Here is a 20,224-nt window from a genome sequence, read left to right as displayed (position 1 = left end):
GCGCACGCCAGCGCCTCCAAGGACGATCCAACAGGGAACATGCAATGACCGAGTGGTACTACGCCGAAGGACAGCAACGCCAGGGCCCGCTGCCGGCCCAGGACATCCGCCAGCGCTTCCAGCGCGGCCAACTGAACCTGGACACCCTGGTCTGGCGCGAAGGCATGGCCCAGTGGGCTGCACTTCGCCAGGTGGTCGATGAGCTGGGCCTGCAGACGCTGGCCGACGCCAGCACCGCCACCGCCAGCGGCGGCTTCGATCTGCGCAACGACTACGCTGCCATCGACAACGGCACTGCACCGCTGCCTGGCACGGGTGCGATCAGCAGCTCGCCCTACAGCGCCCCGGCCGCCGCCGGTGCCGGCGGTCCGCAGCCGGTGATCGGCGGCGAGGTGGTCTACGCAGGCTTCTGGAAGCGCGTAGCGGCCTACATGATCGACTACTTCGTGCTGGCCGTTCCGGGCGGCATCATCGGCGCCATCATGGGCGTGGTGCTCGGCGCCAGCATGGGCGCGGTGGGCAGTGGCGAAACGTCCATTGAGATCGTCGCGCAGCTCGCCAGCGCACTGATCAACCTGGCCATCGGCGTTGCCTACTACACCTGGTTCCATTCCTCGCAGGGTGGCGCCACGCTGGGCAAGATGGCGGTCGGCATCAAGGTCGTGCGCAGCAACGGTGACCGCCTGACCAGGGGCCGCGCCTTCGGTCGCTACTGGGCCATGCTGCTGAGCAGCTTCACCCTCGGCATCGGCTTCCTGATGGCGGCCTTCACCGAGCGCAAGCAGGGCCTGCACGACATGATCTGCGACACCCTGGTGGTCGACCGCTGGGCGTACACCGATCAGCCGCACCTGCAGCGCCATGAGCTGGGTACGGTCACCATCGTGATCCTGGTGCTGACCGGCCTGCTGTCGCTGGCGGGCCTGGTGCTGCTGGTGGCCGCAGTCGGCTTCATCGCCAAGATGGCCTCATGAACGGCCATCCTCACGCCTGGCTGCTTGACAGCCGCTGGCCGGGCGTGATTCCTCTAATAAGGTGAAACCTGAACGCCCGGCACACTACCGGGCGTTCAGCGTATTGATTTGTCCGTGGCCGCTTCACTAATGCGGCCGTTTGCTCCACCCTAGCGGCCCCTCCCCTGCGGCTCGCCCCACAGACACTGCTGCCATGCCCAAGCACCTGCTCATCGTCGAATCGCCGGCCAAGGCCAAGACGATCAACAAATACCTCGGCAAGGACTACACCGTCCTGGCCTCGTATGGGCATGTGCGTGACCTGATTCCGAAGGAAGGCGCGGTCGACCCGGACAACGGGTTCGCCATGCACTACGACGTGATCGACAAGAACGAGAAGCATGTCGACGCGATCGCCAAGGCCGCCAAGGGCGCCGACGACATCCTGCTGGCGACCGACCCGGATCGCGAGGGTGAAGCGATCAGCTGGCATATTGCCGAGATCCTGAAGGAACGCGGGCTGGTCAAGGACAAGCCGATGCAGCGCGTGGTGTTCACCGAGATCACCCCGCGCGCCATCAAGGAAGCGATCAGCCAGCCGCGCGCGATCGCCAGCGACCTGGTCGATGCCCAGCAGGCGCGCCGCGCACTGGACTACCTGGTCGGCTTCAATCTGTCGCCGGTGCTGTGGCGCAAGGTCCAGCGCGGCCTGTCCGCCGGCCGCGTGCAGAGCCCGGCGCTGCGCATGATCGTCGAGCGCGAGGAAGAGATCGAAGCCTTCATCGCCCGCGAGTACTGGTCGATCGCCGCCGAGTGCGCACACCCGTCGCAGCACTTCAACGCCAAGCTGGTCAAGCTGGACGGGCAGAAGTTCGAGCAGTTCACCATCACCGACGGCGACACCGCCGAAGCCGCCCGCCTGCGCATCCAGCAGGCCGCGCAGGGCTCGCTGCATGTCACCGACGTGGCTAGCAAGGAACGCAAGCGCCGCCCGGCGCCGCCGTTCACCACCTCCACCCTGCAGCAGGAAGCCTCGCGCAAGCTCGGTTTCACCACCCGCAAGACCATGCAGGTGGCGCAGAAGCTGTACGAAGGCGTGGCGATCGGTGATGAAGGCACCGTCGGCCTGATCTCGTACATGCGTACCGACTCGGTGAACCTGTCGCAGGACGCGCTGGCCGAAATCCGCGACGTGATCGCCCGTGATTACGGCATCGCCTCGCTGCCGGACCAGCCGAACACCTACCAGACCAAGTCGAAGAATGCCCAGGAAGCACACGAAGCGGTGCGCCCGACCTCGGCCCTGCGCACCCCGGCCCAGGTGGCGCGCTTCCTGACCGATGACGAGCGCCGCCTGTACGAGCTGATCTGGAAGCGCGCCGTCGCCTGCCAGATGATCCCGGCCACGCTCAACACCGTCAGTGTCGACCTGTCGGCTGGCAGCGAGCACGTGTTCCGTGCCAGCGGTACCACCGTGGTGGTGCCCGGCTTCCTGGCCGTGTACGAGGAAGGCAAGGACAACAAGAGCGCCGAAGACGAGGACGAAGGCCGCAAGCTGCCGGCGATGAAGCCTGGCGACCGCGTGCCGCTGGAACGCATCCAGGCCGAGCAGCATTTCACCCAGCCGCCGCCGCGTTACACCGAAGCGGCGCTGGTGAAGGCGCTGGAGGAGTACGGCATCGGCCGTCCCTCGACCTACGCCTCGATCATCCAGACCCTGCTGTTCCGCAAGTACGTGGAAATGGAGGGCCGCAGCTTCCGTCCCTCCGACGTCGGCCGCGCGGTGTCCAAGTTCCTGTCCAGCCACTTCACCCAGTACGTGGACTACGACTTCACCGCCAAGCTCGAAGACGAGCTCGACGCCGTCTCGCGTGGCGAAGAAGAGTGGATCCCGCTGATGGCCCGCTTCTGGGAGCCGTTCAAGGAACTGGTGGAAGACAAGAAGGAATCGGTTGACCGCGCCGAGGCCAGTGGCGCGCGCGAGCTCGGCACCGATCCGAAGACCGGCAAGCCGGTCAGCGTGCGCCTCGGCCGCTTCGGGCCTTACGCCGCCATCGGCAGCACCGCCGAGGACGCCGAGGAGAAGCCGAAGTTCGCCTCGCTGCGCCCCGGCCAGTCGATGCACACCATCTCGCTGGAAGACGCGCTGGAACTGTTCCTGATGCCACGTGCGCTGGGCGAGGACAACGGCGAACCGGTCAGCGTCGGCATCGGCCGCTTCGGCCCGTTCGCCAAGCGCGGCAGCACCTATGCCTCGCTGAAGAAGGAAGACGACCCCTACACCATCGACCTGGCTCGCGCCGTGTTCCTGATCGAAGAGAAGGAAGAAATCGCGCGCAACCGGATCATCAAGGAGTTCGAGGGCAGCGACATCCAGGTGCTGAACGGCCGCTTCGGCCCGTACATCAGCGACGGCAGGATGAACGGCAAGATCCCCAAGGATCGCGAGCCGGCATCGCTGACCCTGGCCGAGGTGCAGCAGCTGATGGAAGAAACCGGCAAGCCGGTGCGCAAGGGCTTCGGTGCCAAGAAGGCCGCCGCGAAGAAGGCTCCGGCCAAGAAGGCTGCAGTGAAGAAGGAAGCAGCGCCGAAGAAGGCCGCGGCCAAGAAGGCGCCGGCCAAGAAGGCGGTGAAGAAGGCGGTGAAGAAGGCTGCCGCAAAGAAGGCGCCGGCGAAGAAGGCCGTCAAGAAGGCCGCCAAGTAGATTCACGCCATGCGTGGATGAAGGGTGAGGGCGTGCGGACCAACGGTCCGCACCTACCGTCCGCACCCACCACCCCTTCTGCACGCAGCAGGGGGATAATGGAGGCCCACGCCGGGCCGGTGGCCGCCATGAAAGAACTCACCCTGGACTCTGCTGTCGCCACGCTCCGCGCCGGCGGCGTGATCGCCTATCCGACCGAAGCGGTCTGGGGCCTGGGCTGCGATCCGTCGCATGAAGCCGCGGTGCACATGGTATTGCGGCTCAAGCAGCGCCCGATCGAGAAGGGCATGATCCTGGTCGCCGCCGAACTCTCGCAGCTGGAGGGCTGGGTACGCCTGCAGGCGCTGCCCGACGCCCGCCAGCGTGCGGTGCTGGCCAGCTGGCCGGGTGCCAACACATGGATCCTGCCGGCCGGTCCGCGCGCCCAACCGTGGGTCACCGGTGAGCACAGCGGCATCGCCGTACGCATCAGCGCCCACCCACTGGTCGCCGCACTGTGCCGCGCCTGGGGCGGTCCGCTGGTCTCCACCAGCGCCAACCTGGCCGGTGAACCACCCGCGCGCAGCCGTGCCGAGCTGGATCCACGCCTGCTGCGCCTGCTCGACGGCCTCCTCGATGGCGAGACCGGCGGCCTGGCCCAACCGACCCCGATCCGCGACGCGCTCAGCGGCAACGTGCTGCGCTCCTGAGCGGACGATTGCACTGCCGCGCACAATCACGCACCCTGCCGCCATGAACCTGCTGCGCACCGCTTTGAGCCTGTGCTTGCTGCTGCCATGGACCGCACCGGCCGCCGAGGACGTGCGCGTCTACCGCTGCGTCGCCAGCAACGGCGCCGTGGCCCTGCAGGACAGGCCCTGCAGCAGCGGCCGGCAGGAAGTGCGTGACCTGCAGCGCCCGCGCGACCCGGCGCCCCGGGTGGTGCGCAGCGATGCGACACCCGCGCCTGCCGACGAAGTCCCGGTGGTACGCGATCGCGAGGTCCGCCACGTCTACATCCAGCCGCCACAGCCGTTGTACGAGTGCGTGAGCGACGACGGGCGCCGCTATACCAGCGACAACAACGAGGGCAATCCGCGCTGGGTGCCGTTGTGGACCAGCGTCTGGCTTCCGCACGGGCACCACGGCCCGGTCCATCCTGGCCCACGCCCGGCCTTCGGCACGCCGGTCGGCACCCCCATCGGTGGAGGAACCGGCTACCGGCCGCCCGCAGTGGGTGTCGGTGTGCAGGTCCCGGCCGGCAGCGTGCTGGTCCGCGACAGCTGCCATGCGCTGCCGCCGCAGGACGTCTGTGCGCGCCTGCGTGACCGCCGCTGGGAACTGGACCGTCGCTACAACAGTGCGCTGCAGAGCGAGCGCACTGCCATCAGCAACGAACAGCGTGGCATCGACGCACGCCTGTCGCGGGACTGCGAACGCTGAGCGCAGCGCCTGCCATGGCATGTACGCTGTGCGCATGAAGAATCCGATCTGGCTGGCCCTGGGCCTGTTCGCCGGCAATGCATGGGCCGACGACGGGGTGATCTACCGCTGTACCTCCAGCAGCAGCGACGTACCCACCCTGCAACGTACGCCCTGCCCCGCCGGCAGCAAGCAGCAGGTGATACGGGTTCCGGCGGCCGCCAGTGCGCCGCCGGCATCGGCCACACCGGCCCCCGTGCCGGCCCCGCCCGAGCCGGAGCCAGCGCTGGCTCCGCCTGCTTCTGCACCCAGCCCGCGACATCCCGGCGATGGCCGCACGATCATGGAGGCCGGCATGGTCGAGCGCGAGGGTGGCGATCTGATACTCGACAGCGCAGCACTGCCGCGCCAGGCCGATGCCACGCCGGACAGCAATGCACCACCGAAGCCACCGCTGCCACCGATCTTCCAGTGCACCGATAGTCAGGGCGGGGGCTACCTGCACGAGTACGAAGCCGCCCCCGGGCGCTGCGAACTGATGACCGTGCAGGGCCTGGGTGGCGCCACGCCGGTCAATGCCGCCGGCTGCGAAGTGGTGCGCGACCGCTGCGAGGAACTACCGGAGGCACAGCGCTGCAGCAGTTGGCAGCAACGCTTCCGCAACGCGCGCGGCCGTGAGCGGTTCGCCTCGCCGGAAAACCGCGACAGCGCCCGTGGGGAACGCGAACGGCTGCAGGGCGTGCTGGAGGCCAGCAATTGCCCGGTACCGGGGTGACAGCCACCCGTAGTGCCGGCCAGCGGCCGGCGTTACCACCGAACGATCAGAAGCCGTAACGCAGGAAACCGCCATCCACCGCGATGCATTCGCCGGTGACATAGCTGGCCGCCGGCAGGCACAGGAAGCCCACGGCTGCGGCCACTTCCTCCGGCTCGCCGATGCGGCGCATGGGCGTGCGGTTGATCACTTCCTCGTAGTAGTCCGGGTCCGACAACGGACCGGACGTGCGCCGCGTGCGGATGTACCACGGCGCCACCGCGTTGACCCGGATGCCATCCTCGGCCCACTCGACGGCCAGGTTGCGGGTCATCTGGTGCATCGCGGCCTTGGTCATGCCGTAGACCACGCCACTGCGCACATGGGTCAGCCCCGACACGCTGCCGACATTGACGATCGACGATGACGCGTGCCGCGCCAGCAGCGGATGCGCGTAGCGCGACAGCTCGAAGGCCGAGAACAGGTTGGTCTCGAAGATCTTGCGCCACTCGTCCTCGGAATACTCCGTGGCCGACCTGGTGACGTTGCCACCGGCATTGTTGACCAGGATGTGCAGGCCATCGCTGTGGTCTTCCACCCAGTCCAGGATCTGGCGGCGGTCCTCGTCATCGGAGACATCGGCCGCCAGCGCGTGCACCTGGTGCTGCGGATACATATCCAGGAGTTCGTCGCGCGCCGTCTCCAGCATGTCGATATCGCGGCCGACGATCATCAGGTCGGCGCCGAGCCCCGCCAGTTCATGCGCGATGGCCAGGCCGATGCCGGCGCTGGCGCCGGTGATCAGGGCGGTCTGGCCGTCCAGGCGCCACCGTTGCTGGGTCATGTGTCCTCCGGGGCCGCGCCCGCTGTGTTTCGATGCCGCAAGGATACGCGCTCACGGCGGGTGCCTGCGGGGGGTGCGACACTGCACGCACGCCTACCGCGGAGAGCCGCCATGCGCATGCTGATCCTGTCCTCGCCCCTCCTGCTGGCCGCCGTGCTGCTGGCGGCCTGCCAGCGGCCGCCGACGCCGAACCCGGAGAAGCCACCGGTGCCACGAGCGATGCCGCGCGCGATCAACGAACCGCTGGACCGTGCCAAGAGCGTGCAGAAGACCGTCGATGATGCCGACGCGCGCAAGCGCAGGGCCGAGGCCGACGCGACGCAATGACCGGTGGGGTCAGAGCCCTTTGCGCTGCAAAGGGATCCGACCCCATGAACGAAAACGCCCGGCCTGAGCCGGGCGTTTTCATTCGATAGCGTTGCCGGTCAGAACCCGCAGAAGCAGTACGCCAGCGCCTTCACCGGTGCGCCATTGCCTTTCTCGCGGGCCGCGTTCTCGACGAAGCGCAGCTGCGTATCCACCTCCGGCATCGTGCGCGCCAGCATCATCCGCGCCATGCCCGAATCGGACAGCATCCAGGCACCGGCACGGCTGCCGGCGAATCCGCTGACGAACTGCGCGAACGGCGTCGCCGCCTTCTCGATGTAGCGCACGCGGTAGGCATCGGCCTTGCCCAGCTTGGCACGGCTGGCCGCATCGGCCACCGCATCCTTCAGGCCACCGAAAGCATCGACCAGGCCACGTTCCTTGGCCTGTGCCCCGCTCCACACGCGGCCACGGGCCACCTCGTCCACGGCCTCGACCGGCTTCTTGCGGGCGTCGGCGACGCGACCGGTGAAGTCGGCGTAGCCCTTGTTGATCACCGACTGGATGACCTGGCCCACGGCCGGGTCCATCGGCCGGGTGACGTCGAAGGCACCGGCGAAACGGGTGGTGCCGACGCCATCGGTATGCACGCCGATCTTGTCCAGCGCGCGGCTGAAGTTCGGCACCATGCCGAAGATGCCGATCGAACCGGTGATGGTCGACGGATCGGCGTAGATGCGATCGGCATTCATGCTGATCCAGTAGCCACCGGAGGCGGCCAGGTCGCCCATCGACACCACCACCGGCTTGCCGGCGGCCTGCAGCGCCACCACTTCGCGGCGGATCTGCTCGGAGGCGAACACTTCACCGCCCGGCGAATCCACGCGCAGCACCACGGCCTTCACGTTGTCGTCGTCGCGCGCGGCACGCAGCAGCGCCGAGGTCGACTCGCCACCGATGCGGCCGGCCGGCAGGTCACCCGCGCTGATTTCGCCGGCAGCCACCACCACGGCCACCTGCGGGCGCGAGTCCACCGGGTTGCGGCGCGCGTCGAGCAGGGCCAGGTAACGACCGAAGTCGACGTTGCGGAAACCGCCATCGGCATCCTCGTCGGCCACGCCGCGCTCGATCATCAGATCCTCGAATTCTTCGCGGGTTTTCAGCGCGGTCACCAGCTTCTGCTGCAGGGCGAACTTGGCCAGGTCGCCACCGGCGGCAGCGATGCCTTCCGGCAGCGTGTCGATGCCAGCGGCGAGCTGCGCCGGATCCAGGCGGCGGGCCTTGGCGATGTCGCCCAGGTAGCGCTGCCACACGTCGTTCATCCAGAACAGGTCGGCTTCCTTGGAGGCCGGCGACGCGGCGTCGAGCACGTACGGCTCGGCCGCGGACTTGTACTCGCCCACCTTGAACAGGTGCACGTCCACGCCCAGCTTGTCCTGCAGGCCGGTGCGGAAGTACTGGCGGTAGCGGCCGAGGCCTTCCAGCACCACCGAGCCCATCGGGTCCAGGTAGACCTCGTCGGCCTGCGCGGCCAGCAGGTACTGCGACTGGCCCATGCTCTCGCTGTAGGCCACCAGCTGCTTGCCGGAGGCACGCAGATCCTGCAGTGCGGCAGCCACTTCACGCAGCGAGGCCAAGCCGGACGGCTGCAGCTTGTCCAGCTCCAGCACCACGCGCTCGATCTTCTTGTCCTGCTTGGCCGACTCGATCACCCGCAGCAGGTCGCGCAGCTGGATCTCTTCGGCACCGTTGTCACCCACCGCCTTGGCGAGCGCACGGCTGACCGGATCGGCGCTGAACTGCTCGACCAGGCGGCCTTCCGGCGCGATCACGAGCGTCGTGCGGTCCTGCAGCGACTTGCTGGCGCCGGCGCCCATGCCGGCGGCGATGACGAACATCACCAGCAGCAGGAACAGCAGGCCGAAGAACACCAGGTTGAGAATCAACCGGCGGGTGAAGTTCATGACGTCCCACAGCCCGATGAAGAAGCTGGCGACGGGATTGCGACGCGCCGGGGGCAGCGGGGGCACGGGTTGATTCATGGAACGCTCCGGATGGCTTCTTGCCGTGGTACCAGCATAGCCGGTGCCGCGTGATGCAGCATCGGACACAAGTCAGGGGATCGCCCGTCACGGGTGAACGTGGCGGGCGCGAAGATCAGGACAGCGCGGATTGCCCGATGCGCTGGCTGCTGCGGCGCAGGCGCCAGCCCATCAGGATGGCAGCGGCGGTCAGGCCGACGATCAGGCCGATCCACATGCCCTGCGGGCCCATGCCCAGCCCCAGGCCGAGCCCGGCGCCGAGCGGCATGCCCAGTCCCCAGTACGCGAACATGGCGATGAACATCGGCACGCGGGTGTCCTTCAGGCCGCGCAGCGCGCCGGCCGACAGCACCTGGATGCCGTCCGGGAACTGGAAGGTGGCCGCGTACAGCAGCAGGGTCGAGGCCAGCCCGGCCACTGCCAGGTCGTTGGTGTACACACCCACGATGGCATCGTGGCCGAACAGCAGCACTGCCGCCGACAACGTCTGCGTGCCCATGATGATCGCGTAGCCGGCCCAGGCCGCGCGCCGCACGCCGAAGCCATCGCCACGGCCGACCGCATGGCCGACGCGCACGGTGGTGGCCTCGGCCACGCCCATCGGGATCATGAAGCACAGCTGCGCGACGTTGATCGCGATCTGGTGTGCCGCCGCTTCATTGGCGCCGAGGCGGCCGATCAGCAGTGCGGTGACGATGAACAGGCCGCCCTCCATCAGCACGGTGATGCCGATCGGCAGGCCGGTGCGCAGCAGCTCCCAGATCGCCTTCCAGCGCGGTCCTTCGAAGTGCGAGAACAGCTGCAGGTGGGCGAAGCGCTTGGTGAACCACAGGTAGGTGGCGAAGGCGATCGCCTGCAGCCACATCATCACCGCCGAGGCGATGCCCAGGCCTTCGGCGCCCATTTCCGGGAAGCCGAGCTTGCCGTTGGCCAGCACATAGCCCATCGGTGCCAGCACCAGCAGGCCACCGAAGCCCAGCAACATGGTTGGCAGCGTCCAATGCATGCCCTCGCTGAGATAGCGCATGCAGAAATACAGGGTCAGCGCAGGCCCGCCCCAGCGCACCGCATGCAGGAACGCGGTCGCACCCGGCACGATGTCCGGCGCGATGCCGAATGCCGGCAGCAGCGGCGGCACCACGGTGAGGAAGGTGAACATGATCAGGCCCAGGCCCAGCGCCAGCCACAGTGCCTGGCGGAACAGCGGGCCGATCTCGCGCTCGCGGCCGGCGCCATGCAGCTGCGAGACCGAGGCAGTGAGCGAGATCAGGGTACCGATGGGGATCAGCATCGGCAGCCACAGCAGCGCCGTACCGATGGTGACGGCGGCCAGTGTGGCCGTGGCGTGGTGGCCGGCAATCACGTTGTCGACGAAGGAGATCAGACCGGTGGACACATGGCCCAGCACGAGCGGCAGGGCGAGCAGACCGGTGGCGCCGACTTCCTTGCTGAAGCGCGGCGTGGAGGTTGCAGTAGACATAAGGTGCTTGACGCGAACTGCGGTTGCGCGCGAAGGGCACAGGCACCGGGTTGCGGGCGCCCATCTTACGCGGGCGGCGCGTGCATTCCCATGACATGGCGTGAATGCTGGGTTTCAGCAGCCCCACACAAAAAGGGGACGGAGGGGATTAAGTCGCATCCGGCACTAACCGGCCTGAAACGACTTAATCCCCTCCGTCCCCTTTTCTACTGGCCAGCCTGGCGCTTGAGCCAGCTGTCGCGTTCGGCCGCGGGCACGGCGAGGAAGGCGCTGCGCACGGTGTCGCGTTCCTGCGGCGGCGTGCGCTGCGCGACCAGGGTCAGCTGGGCCAGCTGCGCCGGGCTGAGCTGGCGCAGCACGGCCAGCGCGGTCTCGCGCTGCTCCGGCGGCACGAAGCCGAACAGGCCATGCAGCTTGGGGAATTCCAGGCCCAGTTGCGGGCCCAGCCGCCACCCGTCGCGGAACGCCTGGTCCTGATCGTGGAACTGTTGGCGCAGGCGCTGCTGCTGGTCTGCGGGCAATGCATTGAATCGCGCAGCCGCCTGCCGGATGCGCTCGCGCTCTCCTTCCGGCAACGCGCGCCAGGCAGCGTAGTCGGCGCGGCGCTGGCGCTGCTGCTGCGCATCGAGCTGGGTGAATCCAGCAGGGGTTGCAGTGGCCGGCGCCGGCGCGGCCGGCGAACTTCCCGGAACAGCTGGCGGCAACGGCACGCTCAACGACTGCGGTGCGGCGGACAGCGACAACGGCAGGGCCAGCAACAGGCTGGCGAACACGGGCTTATTCATCGGCAGCAGCGGTTTCCAGCGTGGCGCTGGCCGGCTCCGGCCGGCTCGGCTTGGATTGCGATTCATCCACCGGCAGCGGGCCGCCCGCGGCGGTCCACGCATACAGGTCGGCATCGGCGACCAGCGGGTAGTCACGATCGGCCAGCATCGTGGCGTCGTCCGCGGCCTGGGCCGTGGTGGCATCCGGGGTGGCGTTGACCTTGCTCGGCGGCAGGGATTCCACCGTCACCGGACCGGCTTCGCCCACCACGCCCTCCGGCAACGGTGCATCACTGCCGAAGGAATGCCCCTGCCAGTAGCGCCAGCCCAGCGCAGCGGCCAGCAACACCGCCACGGTCACCAGCAGGATCAGCGGACCGCGCCAGCGCGGCTTGGCGTTCGTGCGACGGCGCGTGCCTTCGGCGGTGGCACGCTGATCGCGCTGCGGTGTGCGCCAGCTCGAGGTCGGGGTTTCATTGTGGGCGGCCGGTGCGGCTGGCTGCTGCAGCTGCTGCAGGCGCGTTGCCGGCAGCTCACGGATACGCGCCTGCACCTGTTCGGCCAACTGGCGCCAGGCCGAGGCATCGGGCTGGCCGTGGGCATCACGCGGGCAGGCGTCGGCCAGCAGGTGCTGGTAACCGGCCTCGTCCTGGTCGAGCACGCGCATGGCGATGCCCTCGTCCAGGCTGCCGCCCACCCGCAGCAGCAGTGCCAGGCGCGGCAGCGGCTGCATTGCACCCAGCGCGGCCAACGGTGGTGCCCACTGCCCACCCACCGGCTCGCGCAGCGCCTGGCGCTGGCCCAGCAGGGTCCAGAAACGGGTCGGCCACTGCGCCATCGGCAGGTCGCTGGCGACGGCGGCAAAGGCGCGCATCACCGCCACCAGGGTCTGTTCGGCGCGCGCAGCATCGCCGCATTGCAGTTCAGCGACCACCAGGGCACGGCGCTCGACACCGCGCAGGAACGCCGACAGCGCGCCGGCCGCGGTCGAGGAAACAGGGGCGGGCACAGCCGTCATCGGTCACTCCAAAGGTCTGCCGGCATGATAGCGGCAGGCCATCGATGCCCGTAGGACTTGCGCCCACAGGCACTTCGTGCTGCAGGTTGTGCACAGCACCACGCCCCCGCAGCGAAAAACTGGGCCATCCAGCTGAATCCACTCTGTTTCAGCATTGTTTCACACCCAACCACTTGATTTTGAAGGCCTTTATCATATGGCGATTTTTTGACCAACCCGAGCATGAGGCCGTCGCTATCGGCCTTCTGCGCATCCGCTGGCCGTTAACGCACAACGTTATCCACAGAACATGTGGATAAGACTGAATCTCCAATGGACACCGATATTTAGGTGACATTTATGATTCAACAGGCGTCGCGCTGGCGCTCCCGCGCCCGCCATTCGCGCGCGCATGGGCCGTTACACTGGCCCGATGCTTTCACCGATTCCGACCCTGCAGGTCGCCCTGCCCGTCCCCCTGCCCCGCCTGTTCGACTACCTGTCGCCGGAGGGCGATGGCCCTGCGGTCGCGGTCGGCTGCCGCCTGAAGGTGCCGTTCGGCAACCGGGAGCTGGTCGGTGTGGTGGTGGGGCATGGCCAGGCCGACGACGGCCAGGGACTGCGCCAGGCCCTGGCCTGGTGCGACCCGCAGCCGCTGCTGCAGGGTGAGCTGTGGCAGAGCCTGCAATGGCTGGCGCGCTACACCCACGCCCCCTTGGGCGAGGTCCTGAGCACCGCCCTTCCCGGCCCGTTGCGCCATGGCGAGGCCGTGCCCGACACCCACCACTGGGGCTGGCAACTGACCGCGGAAGGCCACGCCCAGCGCGAAAAGCTGCGCGCCGGCAGCCGCCCGCGGCAACTGGCTGAACTGCTGGCCGAAGCCATCGTGGATGAGGATGTGCTGGGCGAACGCATGGAAGACTGGCGCGCTACCGCGCGCAGCCTGGCCAAGCGCGGGCTGGCCGAGCGCGTCGCGCTGAGCGTGGCTCCCCAACACGCGCAGCCGTTACCCGGCCCCACGCTCAACCCGGACCAGGCCGAGGCCGTGGCCGCGATCAATGCCGCCGACGGCTTCCAGCCGTTCCTGCTGGATGGCGTGACAGGTAGCGGCAAGACCGAGGTCTACCTGCAGGCGATCATCCATTGCCTGGCACAAGGCAGGCAGGCGCTGGTGCTGGTGCCGGAAATCGGCCTGACCCCGCAGACACTGGCACGCTTCCGCGGCCGCCTGGGCATCGCGGTACATGCGCTGCATTCGGGGTTGAACGACAACGAGCGCGCGCGCGTCTGGGCAGCGGCCTCACGCGGCGAAGCGCGCGTCATCGTCGGCACCCGCTCGGCGGTGTTCACGCCGTTGCCCCAGGCCGGCCTGCTGATCGTCGACGAGGAACACGACGGCAGCTACAAGCAGCAGGACGGCATCCGTTACCACGCGCGCGATTTCGCCCTGGTCCGGGCCAAGTCGCTGGGCATTCCGGTTCTGCTGGGCAGCGCCACGCCCTCGCTGGAAACCCTGCACAACGCCTACGCCGGGCGCTACACCCACCTGCGCCTGAAGCAGCGCGCCGGCGATGCACGGCCGCCACGCGTGCGCATCCTCGATGTGCGCAAGCGGCCGCTGCATGACGGTCTGTCGGCCGACGTACTGGCCGGCATCGGCGAGCACCTGCAGCGTGGCCAGCAGGTACTGGTGTTCAAGAACCGCCGCGGCTATGCGCCGGTGCTGCTGTGCCACGACTGCGGCTGGACCGCGCCGTGCCAGCGCTGCGATGCACCGATGACCGTGCATGGTGGCGGTCGTCGCCTGCAATGCCACCACTGCGGCGCGCGGCAACCGGCGCCGCTGGCGTGCCCGGCCTGCGGCAGCCTGGCGCTGCAGCCGCAGGGTATCGGCACCGAACGCCTGGAAGAGCACCTCACCGCGGCCTTCGCCGATTTCCCGGTGGTGCGCATCGACCGCGGCACCACCTCGCGCCGCGACGCGCTGGAACAGCAACTGGCGAAACTGGGCGACCAGCCCGGCATCCTGGTCGGCACGCAGATCCTGGCCAAGGGCCACGACCTGCCCAAGCTGACGCTGGTAGTGGTGGTGGGCATCGACGAAGGGCTGTTCTCCGCCGACTTCCGCGCCAGCGAGAAACTGGCGCAGCAGCTGATCCAGGTGGCCGGTCGCGCGGGGCGTGCACGTGACCCCGGCGAGGTCTGGCTGCAGACCCACCATCCCGGGCACCCGCTGCTGGAAACGCTGGTGAGTGGTGGCTACCACCCGTTTGCGCAGGCCGAGTTGAACCAGCGCCAAGCCGCCGGGTTCCCACCGTTCGCGCACCTGGCGCTGATGCGTGCCGAAGCGCAGCAGGTGGAGCACGCCAACGCGTTCCTGCTGGCCGCGCGGCAACTGCTGGGCGAGCAGAACGTGGTCGAAGCCTACGGGCCGATGCCGGCGCCGATGCCGCGGCGTGCCGGCTACCAGCGCACGCAGCTGCTGCTGTCGGCCGTGCAGCGGCCGCCGCTGCATGGTGTGCTTTCGCAGTTGGTGCCGCGGCTGTATGCGCTGCCGGAAGCCCGCAAGGTGCGCTGGTCGCTGGACGTGGATCCGACGGATCTGTATTGAGGGTCGGAGCCCACCCGCTGGGTGGGATCCGACCCCGATGGCCAGGGGTCGGATCCCTTTTCGCAGAAAAGGGCTCTGACCCCGAACGCCACCGCTTACGTCAGCGGCGTCATCACGCCGCGCTGGTAGGCCGGTCGCTCGCGCAGGCGCGCATACCACTCGGCCAGGTGCGGCAGCTCCGGGCGCTGGATCGGCAGTTCGAACCAGGCGTAGATCAGCGAACCCAGCGGGATGTCACCCATCGCGAATGTCTCGCCCGACAACCATGGCTGTTTCGCCAGGGTGGCATCGGCCATTGCCAGGTAGTCACCGGCGCGCACGATGGCGGCATTGATCCGCGCTTCGTCACGGTCGGCTGGCGCGGTGCGCATGATGCCCCATACCAGGTCGCTGTAAAGCGGTGCCATCCGCGACGTGCTCCAGTCCATCCACTTCTCGGCCTGGGCGCGCTGCATCGGGTCTTCGGCATACAGGGTGCCCAGTGCGTAGCGCGCGCTCAGGTAGCGCACGATGGCGTTCGATTCCCACAGCGGCAGGCCGTGGTCTTCGATCACCGGCACCAGGCTGTTGGGGTTCATTGCCTGGTATTCCGGCGTCTGCGTGCCACCGTGGCTGCCACCGACTTCGATGGACTCATACGGCAGGCCGATCTCCTCGGCGCACCACAGTACCTTGCGGACGTTGCTGGAATTGCGGCGGCCCCAGATCTTCAACATGCGGGTTTTCCTTGCTGGCAATGCGAGCGGCAACGATACGCCTGATCGGAGATGGAGTGTGGGTGGCGGAAGCCGGATCTGGCACCTGGGCGTTGCCGGCCAGCGGCCGGCACTAGCGGTTCTTTTTCGGCAGCGCGCGCACGTAGGACGACTTGCCGTCCTTCTTCAGTTCGAACAGCCCGATGGCCGCCAGCAGATCACTGAGCTTGCCGTAGCCGTAGTTGCGCGGATCGAACGAGGCCTGGTTGCCGATCTGGCTGCCGACCGGCCCCAGGTGCGACCAGCCGTCCTCGCCCTCGGCCGCAGACACCGCACGGCGCAGCATCTTCACCAGCCGCGTATCGCTGCGCATCTCCGCCCCGCTCTTGCGTGGGCGTGCATCATCATTGGCGACGGGGTCGCTCGATGCCTGTTCGCTCGATGCCTGCTCGGCATCCGGCACGCTGGCATGGGTCTGGCCCAGCGCTTCCAGGTAGGTGAACTTCGAGCACGCGTTGACGAACGGTTCGGGCGTCTTCTTTTCGCCGAAGCCATACACCTTCACGCCGTCGGTCAGCAGGCGCATCACCATCGGGGTGAAATCGGCATCGCTGGACACGATGGCGAAGCCATCAAGGTTGCGCGCGTACAGCAGGTCCATGGCATCGATCACCATCGCCATGTCCGAGGCATTCTTGCCCTTGCTGTAGGCGAACTGCTGGATCGGGCGGATCGCATATTCGTGCAGTACGGCTTCCCAGCCCTTCAACCGCGGGCTCTTCCAGTTGCCATAGGCGCGGCGTACGTTGGCCACGCCGTAGCGGGCCACTTCGGCCAGGACCTCGTCGATCTTCGAGGCCGGCGCGTTGTCGGCGTCGATCAACAGGGCGATGCGCTTTTCCGGTTCGCTCATGGGCTCCTCAGGGGCCGTTGCCTGAACCCGAGTATCGCCGATCCACGCGGGCGCTGACGTGACAGGCAGCCGCCGTGCGAAGATGCCAGGCGCTTCCCCCAATGCCCCCACTGGAGTGAGTCGATGAGTCGCGAGCGCGTTCCCCACCTGGTCGTTGTCGGCGGCGGTTTTGCCGGCCTCTGGGCCACCCGTGCCCTGGCCCGCGAACGCATGCGCATCACCTTGGTCGACCGCCGCAACCATCACCTCTTCCAGCCGCTGCTGTACCAGGTGGCCACCGCCGGCCTGTCGGCGCCGGATATCGCCGCGCCGCTGCGCCACATCCTCGGCCACCAGCGCAACGTGGAAGTCCGCCTCGGCGAAGTGGTCGCCATCGACAAGCAGGCCCGGCAGATCCGCATGGCCGATGGCAGCACGCTGGACTACGACAGCCTGCTGCTGGCCACCGGCGCCACCCACGCCTACTTCGGCAACGACCAGTGGGCCGATGATGCCCCCGGCCTGAAAACCCTGGACGATGCCATCGCATTGCGCCGCAAGCTGCTGCTGGCATTCGAGCGCGCCGAGGCCGAGCCGGACCCGGCGAAGAAGGCCGCATGGCTGAGTTTCGCGGTGGTCGGTGGCGGTCCCACCGGTGTTGAACTGGCCGGCACCCTGGCCGAGATCGCGCGGCATACGCTTCGCAACGAATTCCGCCACATCGATCCGGCCAGCGCCAAGGTGCGGTTGGTCGAGGCTGGGCCGCGCGTGCTGTCCTCGTTCCCGGAAGTGCTTTCGCTGAAGGCGCGCCGGCAGCTGGAAAAGCTGGGCGTGGAAGTGCTGACCGGTACCCCGGTGAGCGACATCGACAGCCAGGGCTTCAAGCTCGGTGAGCAGTTCGTGCCGGCCCGCACCGTGGTCTGGGCCGCCGGCGTGGCCGCGTCACCGCTGGCGCGCACGCTGGACGTGCCACTGGATCGCGCCGGCCGCGTGCAGGTGCAGCCGGACCTGACCCTGCCCGATCACCCGGAGCTGTTCGTGGCCGGCGACCTGGCCGCACTGAACCAGGCCAATGGCAAGCCGGTACCCGGCGTGGCGCCTGCCGCCAAGCAGATGGGCAAGTACGTGGCCGGGGTGATCCGCGCGCGCCTGCATGGCAAAGCCGCACCGGGGCCGTTCAAGTACGCCGACTACGGCAACCTCGCCACCATCGGTCGCATGGCCGCGATCGTGCACCTGGGCCGGCTGCAGCTTTCAGGCATCCTGGCCTGGTGGTTCTGGCTGGCCGCGCACGTGTTCTTCCTGATCGGCTTCCGCAACCGCATCGTGGTGCTGCTGAACTGGGCCGTGGCGTACTGGAGCTACCAGCGCAGCGCGCGCATCATCTTCGGTGATGACCAGGAAGACCGGCGGCCGAGGCGGTAGGACCGAAGACGGATAGGGGTGCTCTGCCTGGGAGTAGATCCACGCCATGCGTGGATGCATGTCTGTGCAGGCCGCATGGAGCTCAGCCACGCATGGCGTGGCTCTGCTGCCTCATCGGGCCACCCGGCACCCGCCGTCTCGACCATGCCCGGCAGAAATCTTCCTTCCTCGCGGTGTCGGCAATCTGTGCGGTACTCCAATGCCGGGTGATCCAGATCGTCAACGCGGTGCTGCTCAGATGCCAGCGCAGCATGCCGTGCCGAGGCTGCCGCCACAGGTGGCGTCGGGCAATCCAGTAAGCCTCGCGCTCCACTTCAGGCACCTTCTTCTGCCTCGCGTTCGTATCGAACAGCTGCGCGGCGAAGCGCCAGGGATTCATCGTCTGGTATCCCGCCCGCGGTTCACTGCTGCATGCGGCCACACCACTGGGCGTGCGGTCGGCAGGGTTCGGTCGACCTTCCACCAGCGCCAGTCCAAGCAGGTACAGCAGGCCAGGCAGCAGTGCGATGCCGGTGACCAGCACGACGACGGAGAGCCATGCCTTGCCCGCAGCACGCATCGCTCACGGCGCCTTCGGTTTCGGGTACCACAACGCGTTGACGATGACCCAGCGCTGGTCGAAGCGCCCCATGTGGAAGTAGTCGACGAACCACGGGGTTTCCAGTCGTACCGAGGCCGCGTTGCCGGTCACGTCCAGCACCGTGCAGCGGCGGTCCCATTGATCCTTCGGGGTCTTCAGCGCGCCCTGCTTCGTCAACGAGACCAGCTCTTCCTTCGACATGCGGCGCAGGCCCAGGCGTTCGTCGGGTGTATCGCCGAGCACCGCGCGCTTGGCCAGGTCCGGGTGCAGGGAACGGTCGACACGCTTCGGGTCGGCCTCCAGCTGGCCATCGACGTAGTCGTGGCAGGTGGCTTCGATGGCCGCGAGGGTGACCGGGTCGGCGGCAGGGCTGGTTGCTGCGGAGAGAGCGAACAGCAGGGCGATCGTGGACATCCGGGTCTCCAGCTCTGGGCGCGGGGCGATCATCGCATGGGCCGGGCAGGCCCATCCACGCATGGCGTAGATCTACAGAAGCGTCTCGGCAGGTGCCTGCAGCCAGGCCAGCTTGCGTTCGCGCGGCTGCTGCTTGAGCTGCCATTCGGCGCGTGAGGCGCCGGCCCGGTCCGGGTACTCGCGCACGGCCAGTACCCGCAGCGGCGGCCGGGCCCGGGTGTAGCGCGCGCCCTTGCCGGCCTGGTGGGCGGCGAAACGCGCGTCCACGTCGGTGCTGATGCCGGCGTAATAGCTGCCATCGCGGCATTCGAGCAGGTACAGGAACCACGGGCGGAGGGACGGGGCCATGGCCGGATTATGCCGTGCTGCACTGCAGCGGATATACTGGCGCCCGAATGCAGGAGAGAGGCGCCGCGCTGGCGCCCGCCGAAGGCGCAGGCTCCCATGATCGCTCAGGCCGGTGGGCTGGAATCCCACCAACCATGCATTCGACTCGCCGAGCTGGAGAGAGGTCACCGGGCACGCCCGGGACGATCCGCCGAAGGGGCACGCGGCCTACGCCGCTGAACTCTCAGGCAAAAGGACAGCGGGAGCGGCACCGGTCATCGTCATCCCGTCATTGCGCAGGCAGTGGCGATAGTGGCGCATGGCCGGCCCCACCGCGCCCGGAGCCTGTCCCCATGCTGCTGTCCATCATCTACCTGATCGCCATTTCCGCCGAAGCCATGACCGGCGCACTGTCCGCCGGCCGCCGCCGCATGGACCTGTTCGGCGTGGTCATGATCGCCTGCGTCACTGCCCTCGGTGGCGGCTCGCTGCGCGACATCCTGCTTGGCCATTACCCGCTGGGCTGGGTGAAGCATCCCGAGTACCTGGGCTTCACCGTATGCGCGGCGCTGATCGCCACCTGGATCGCACGCTGGATGCACCACTTCCGCCGCACCTTCCTGGTACTCGACGGGCTGGGCCTGATCGCGTTCACCCTGATCGGCTGCTCGATTGCGCGCGAGGCTGGCCATGCCATGCCCATCGTGCTGATTGCCGGCATGCTGACCGGCGCGTTCGGTGGCGTGCTGCGCGACATCCTCTGCAACGAGGTGCCGCTGATCTTCCAGAAAGAGTTGTACGCGATCATCGCGCTGCTGACCGGTGCGGCCTATCTGTTGCTGCTGCACTGGGGAGTGGCCGATGCCACCGCGATACTGTGCTGCCTGGGCGGCGGCTTCGCATTGCGCCTGCTGGCGATCCACTACCGCTGGGAAATGCCGAAGTTCGTGTACCACGACGAAGTGCATTGAAGTTCGCGTTCGCCGAGCACGGGGTTCGACGGCGTGGATCTGCTGCACCACCCCGGCGATGTAC

19 protein-coding genes and 2 riboswitches are annotated in these 20,224 nt (G+C 68.0%); of the genes, 9 read left to right on the top strand and 10 right to left on the bottom strand.

Annotated features, from left to right (window positions below; genetic code table 11):
• The first annotated feature begins 44 nt into the window (after positions 1 to 44).
• The 5 genes from V3B30_RS17715 (at position 45) to V3B30_RS17695 (ending at position 5,833) form a co-directional block, all read left to right on the top strand.
• Positions 45 to 974 (top strand): RDD family protein, encoded by a 930-nt coding sequence (locus V3B30_RS17715; protein ID WP_262083536.1) that lies wholly within the window; start codon positions 45 to 47, stop codon positions 972 to 974.
• A 193-nt stretch (positions 975 to 1,167) separates the two neighbouring features.
• Positions 1,168 to 3,657, top strand: a complete 2,490-nt coding sequence (locus V3B30_RS17710; RefSeq protein ID WP_262083537.1) for a DNA topoisomerase I — start codon at positions 1,168 to 1,170, stop codon at positions 3,655 to 3,657.
• 98 nt (positions 3,658 to 3,755) lie between these two features.
• A complete protein-coding gene (locus V3B30_RS17705) occupies positions 3,756 to 4,346 on the top strand; it encodes a Sua5/YciO/YrdC/YwlC family protein (RefSeq protein ID WP_100474058.1) in 591 nt (196 codons plus the stop codon).
• A 43-nt stretch (positions 4,347 to 4,389) separates the two neighbouring features.
• Entirely contained in the window at positions 4,390 to 5,079 is a 690-nt protein-coding gene (locus V3B30_RS17700) for a hypothetical protein (RefSeq protein WP_100474059.1), read from the top strand.
• 34 nt (positions 5,080 to 5,113) lie between these two features.
• Positions 5,114 to 5,833, top strand: coding sequence for a hypothetical protein (locus V3B30_RS17695; RefSeq protein ID WP_262083538.1), 720 nt, complete (start codon positions 5,114 to 5,116; stop codon positions 5,831 to 5,833).
• Positions 5,834 to 5,879: 46 nt separating this feature from the next.
• On the opposite strand, the gene V3B30_RS17690 is transcribed toward V3B30_RS17695, so the two are convergent.
• Complete coding sequence (locus V3B30_RS17690) at positions 5,880 to 6,656, bottom strand: SDR family oxidoreductase (protein ID WP_262083539.1); 777 nt, start codon at positions 6,654 to 6,656, stop codon at positions 5,880 to 5,882.
• A gap of 111 nt (positions 6,657 to 6,767) precedes the next feature.
• On the opposite strand from V3B30_RS17690, the gene V3B30_RS17685 reads away from it, so the two are divergent.
• Positions 6,768 to 6,983, top strand: a complete 216-nt coding sequence (locus V3B30_RS17685) for a hypothetical protein (RefSeq protein WP_100474062.1) — start codon at positions 6,768 to 6,770, stop codon at positions 6,981 to 6,983.
• A 98-nt stretch (positions 6,984 to 7,081) separates the two neighbouring features.
• Here the strand turns inward: V3B30_RS17685 and sppA are convergent, their stop codons facing one another.
• From sppA to V3B30_RS17665, 4 genes are all read right to left on the bottom strand, one after another.
• Entirely contained in the window at positions 7,082 to 9,004 is a 1,923-nt protein-coding gene (gene sppA, locus V3B30_RS17680) for a signal peptide peptidase SppA (RefSeq protein WP_262083540.1), read from the bottom strand.
• 115 nt (positions 9,005 to 9,119) lie between these two features.
• Positions 9,120 to 10,484: an MATE family efflux transporter gene (locus V3B30_RS17675; protein WP_100474064.1), complete on the bottom strand. Its 1,365-nt coding sequence runs from the start codon at positions 10,482 to 10,484 to the stop codon at positions 9,120 to 9,122.
• A gap of 206 nt (positions 10,485 to 10,690) precedes the next feature.
• On the bottom strand, positions 10,691 to 11,269 hold the full coding sequence (locus V3B30_RS17670) for a DUF3106 domain-containing protein (RefSeq protein WP_262083541.1): 579 nt from the start codon (positions 11,267 to 11,269) through the stop codon (positions 10,691 to 10,693).
• Entirely contained in the window at positions 11,262 to 12,266 is a 1,005-nt protein-coding gene (locus V3B30_RS17665; protein ID WP_262083542.1) for a hypothetical protein, read from the bottom strand. Before V3B30_RS17665 ends, V3B30_RS17670 begins: the two co-directional genes overlap by 8 nt.
• Before the next feature lie 412 nt (positions 12,267 to 12,678).
• On the opposite strand from V3B30_RS17665, the gene V3B30_RS17660 reads away from it, so the two are divergent.
• The gene (locus tag V3B30_RS17660) at positions 12,679 to 14,856 is read left to right on the top strand and encodes a primosomal protein N' (RefSeq protein WP_262083624.1); all 2,178 of its coding nucleotides are present in this window, start codon (positions 12,679 to 12,681) and stop codon (positions 14,854 to 14,856) included.
• Positions 14,857 to 14,951: 95 nt separating this feature from the next.
• Here the strand turns inward: V3B30_RS17660 and V3B30_RS17655 are convergent, their stop codons facing one another.
• Positions 14,952 to 15,572: a glutathione S-transferase gene (locus V3B30_RS17655; protein ID WP_100474067.1), complete on the bottom strand. Its 621-nt coding sequence runs from the start codon at positions 15,570 to 15,572 to the stop codon at positions 14,952 to 14,954.
• A 112-nt stretch (positions 15,573 to 15,684) separates the two neighbouring features.
• Complete coding sequence (locus V3B30_RS17650; protein ID WP_100474068.1) at positions 15,685 to 16,464, bottom strand: NYN domain-containing protein; 780 nt, start codon at positions 16,462 to 16,464, stop codon at positions 15,685 to 15,687.
• Between the two features lie 123 nt (positions 16,465 to 16,587).
• On the opposite strand from V3B30_RS17650, the gene V3B30_RS17645 reads away from it, so the two are divergent.
• Entirely contained in the window at positions 16,588 to 17,868 is a 1,281-nt protein-coding gene (locus V3B30_RS17645) for an NAD(P)/FAD-dependent oxidoreductase (RefSeq protein WP_100474069.1), read from the top strand.
• A gap of 82 nt (positions 17,869 to 17,950) precedes the next feature.
• Here the strand turns inward: V3B30_RS17645 and V3B30_RS17640 are convergent, their stop codons facing one another.
• The 3 genes from V3B30_RS17640 to V3B30_RS17630 all read right to left on the bottom strand — a co-directional run bounded on the left by V3B30_RS17640 (position 17,951) and on the right by V3B30_RS17630 (position 19,210).
• The gene (locus V3B30_RS17640; RefSeq protein WP_262083543.1) at positions 17,951 to 18,427 is read right to left on the bottom strand and encodes a hypothetical protein; all 477 of its coding nucleotides are present in this window, start codon (positions 18,425 to 18,427) and stop codon (positions 17,951 to 17,953) included.
• A 3-nt stretch (positions 18,428 to 18,430) separates the two neighbouring features.
• A complete protein-coding gene (locus V3B30_RS17635; protein WP_262083544.1) occupies positions 18,431 to 18,862 on the bottom strand; it encodes a nuclear transport factor 2 family protein in 432 nt (143 codons plus the stop codon).
• A gap of 72 nt (positions 18,863 to 18,934) precedes the next feature.
• Positions 18,935 to 19,210: a GIY-YIG nuclease family protein gene (locus V3B30_RS17630; protein WP_262083545.1), complete on the bottom strand. Its 276-nt coding sequence runs from the start codon at positions 19,208 to 19,210 to the stop codon at positions 18,935 to 18,937.
• 40 nt (positions 19,211 to 19,250) lie between these two features.
• Positions 19,251 to 19,340, top strand: a riboswitch (glycine riboswitch).
• A 13-nt stretch (positions 19,341 to 19,353) separates the two neighbouring features.
• Positions 19,354 to 19,457, top strand: a riboswitch (glycine riboswitch).
• 85 nt (positions 19,458 to 19,542) lie between these two features.
• On the opposite strand from V3B30_RS17630, the gene V3B30_RS17625 reads away from it, so the two are divergent.
• Positions 19,543 to 20,160: a trimeric intracellular cation channel family protein gene (locus V3B30_RS17625; RefSeq protein WP_262083546.1), complete on the top strand. Its 618-nt coding sequence runs from the start codon at positions 19,543 to 19,545 to the stop codon at positions 20,158 to 20,160.
• Positions 20,161 to 20,224 lie beyond the last annotated feature (64 nt).

It is taken from the genome of Stenotrophomonas sp. SMYL41, assembly GCF_036319965.1.
Lineage (GTDB): Bacteria > Pseudomonadota > Gammaproteobacteria > Xanthomonadales > Xanthomonadaceae > Stenotrophomonas > Stenotrophomonas maltophilia_R.
The sequence above is the reverse complement of the archived record's forward strand: the minus strand, read 5'-3'. Positions and strand labels throughout refer to the sequence as shown.

Bases quoted from the DNA above. Each gene is read 5' to 3' on its own strand.
- V3B30_RS17655 (WP_100474067.1), bottom strand. From the start codon at position 15,572: ATGTTGAAGATCTGGGGCCGCCGCAATTCCAGCAACGTCCGCAAGGTA.
- V3B30_RS17715 (WP_262083536.1), top strand. From the start codon at position 45: ATGACCGAGTGGTACTACGCCGAAGGACAGCAACGCCAGGGCCCGCTG.
- V3B30_RS17710 (WP_262083537.1), top strand. From the start codon at position 1,168: ATGCCCAAGCACCTGCTCATCGTCGAATCGCCGGCCAAGGCCAAGACG.
- V3B30_RS17665 (WP_262083542.1), bottom strand. From the start codon at position 12,266: ATGACGGCTGTGCCCGCCCCTGTTTCCTCGACCGCGGCCGGCGCGCTG.
- V3B30_RS17700 (WP_100474059.1), top strand. From the start codon at position 4,390: ATGAACCTGCTGCGCACCGCTTTGAGCCTGTGCTTGCTGCTGCCATGG.
- V3B30_RS17630 (WP_262083545.1), bottom strand. From the start codon at position 19,210: ATGGCCCCGTCCCTCCGCCCGTGGTTCCTGTACCTGCTCGAATGCCGC.
- V3B30_RS17660 (WP_262083624.1), top strand. From the start codon at position 12,679: ATGCTTTCACCGATTCCGACCCTGCAGGTCGCCCTGCCCGTCCCCCTG.
- V3B30_RS17635 (WP_262083544.1), bottom strand. From the start codon at position 18,862: ATGTCCACGATCGCCCTGCTGTTCGCTCTCTCCGCAGCAACCAGCCCT.
- V3B30_RS17705 (WP_100474058.1), top strand. From the start codon at position 3,756: ATGGAGGCCCACGCCGGGCCGGTGGCCGCCATGAAAGAACTCACCCTG.
- V3B30_RS17675 (WP_100474064.1), bottom strand. From the start codon at position 10,484: ATGTCTACTGCAACCTCCACGCCGCGCTTCAGCAAGGAAGTCGGCGCC.
- V3B30_RS17685 (WP_100474062.1), top strand. From the start codon at position 6,768: ATGCGCATGCTGATCCTGTCCTCGCCCCTCCTGCTGGCCGCCGTGCTG.
- V3B30_RS17640 (WP_262083543.1), bottom strand. From the start codon at position 18,427: ATGCGTGCTGCGGGCAAGGCATGGCTCTCCGTCGTCGTGCTGGTCACC.
- V3B30_RS17695 (WP_262083538.1), top strand. From the start codon at position 5,114: ATGAAGAATCCGATCTGGCTGGCCCTGGGCCTGTTCGCCGGCAATGCA.
- sppA (WP_262083540.1), bottom strand. From the start codon at position 9,004: ATGAATCAACCCGTGCCCCCGCTGCCCCCGGCGCGTCGCAATCCCGTC.
- V3B30_RS17670 (WP_262083541.1), bottom strand. From the start codon at position 11,269: ATGAATAAGCCCGTGTTCGCCAGCCTGTTGCTGGCCCTGCCGTTGTCG.
- V3B30_RS17645 (WP_100474069.1), top strand. From the start codon at position 16,588: ATGAGTCGCGAGCGCGTTCCCCACCTGGTCGTTGTCGGCGGCGGTTTT.
- V3B30_RS17625 (WP_262083546.1), top strand. From the start codon at position 19,543: ATGCTGCTGTCCATCATCTACCTGATCGCCATTTCCGCCGAAGCCATG.
- V3B30_RS17650 (WP_100474068.1), bottom strand. From the start codon at position 16,464: ATGAGCGAACCGGAAAAGCGCATCGCCCTGTTGATCGACGCCGACAAC.
- V3B30_RS17690 (WP_262083539.1), bottom strand. From the start codon at position 6,656: ATGACCCAGCAACGGTGGCGCCTGGACGGCCAGACCGCCCTGATCACC.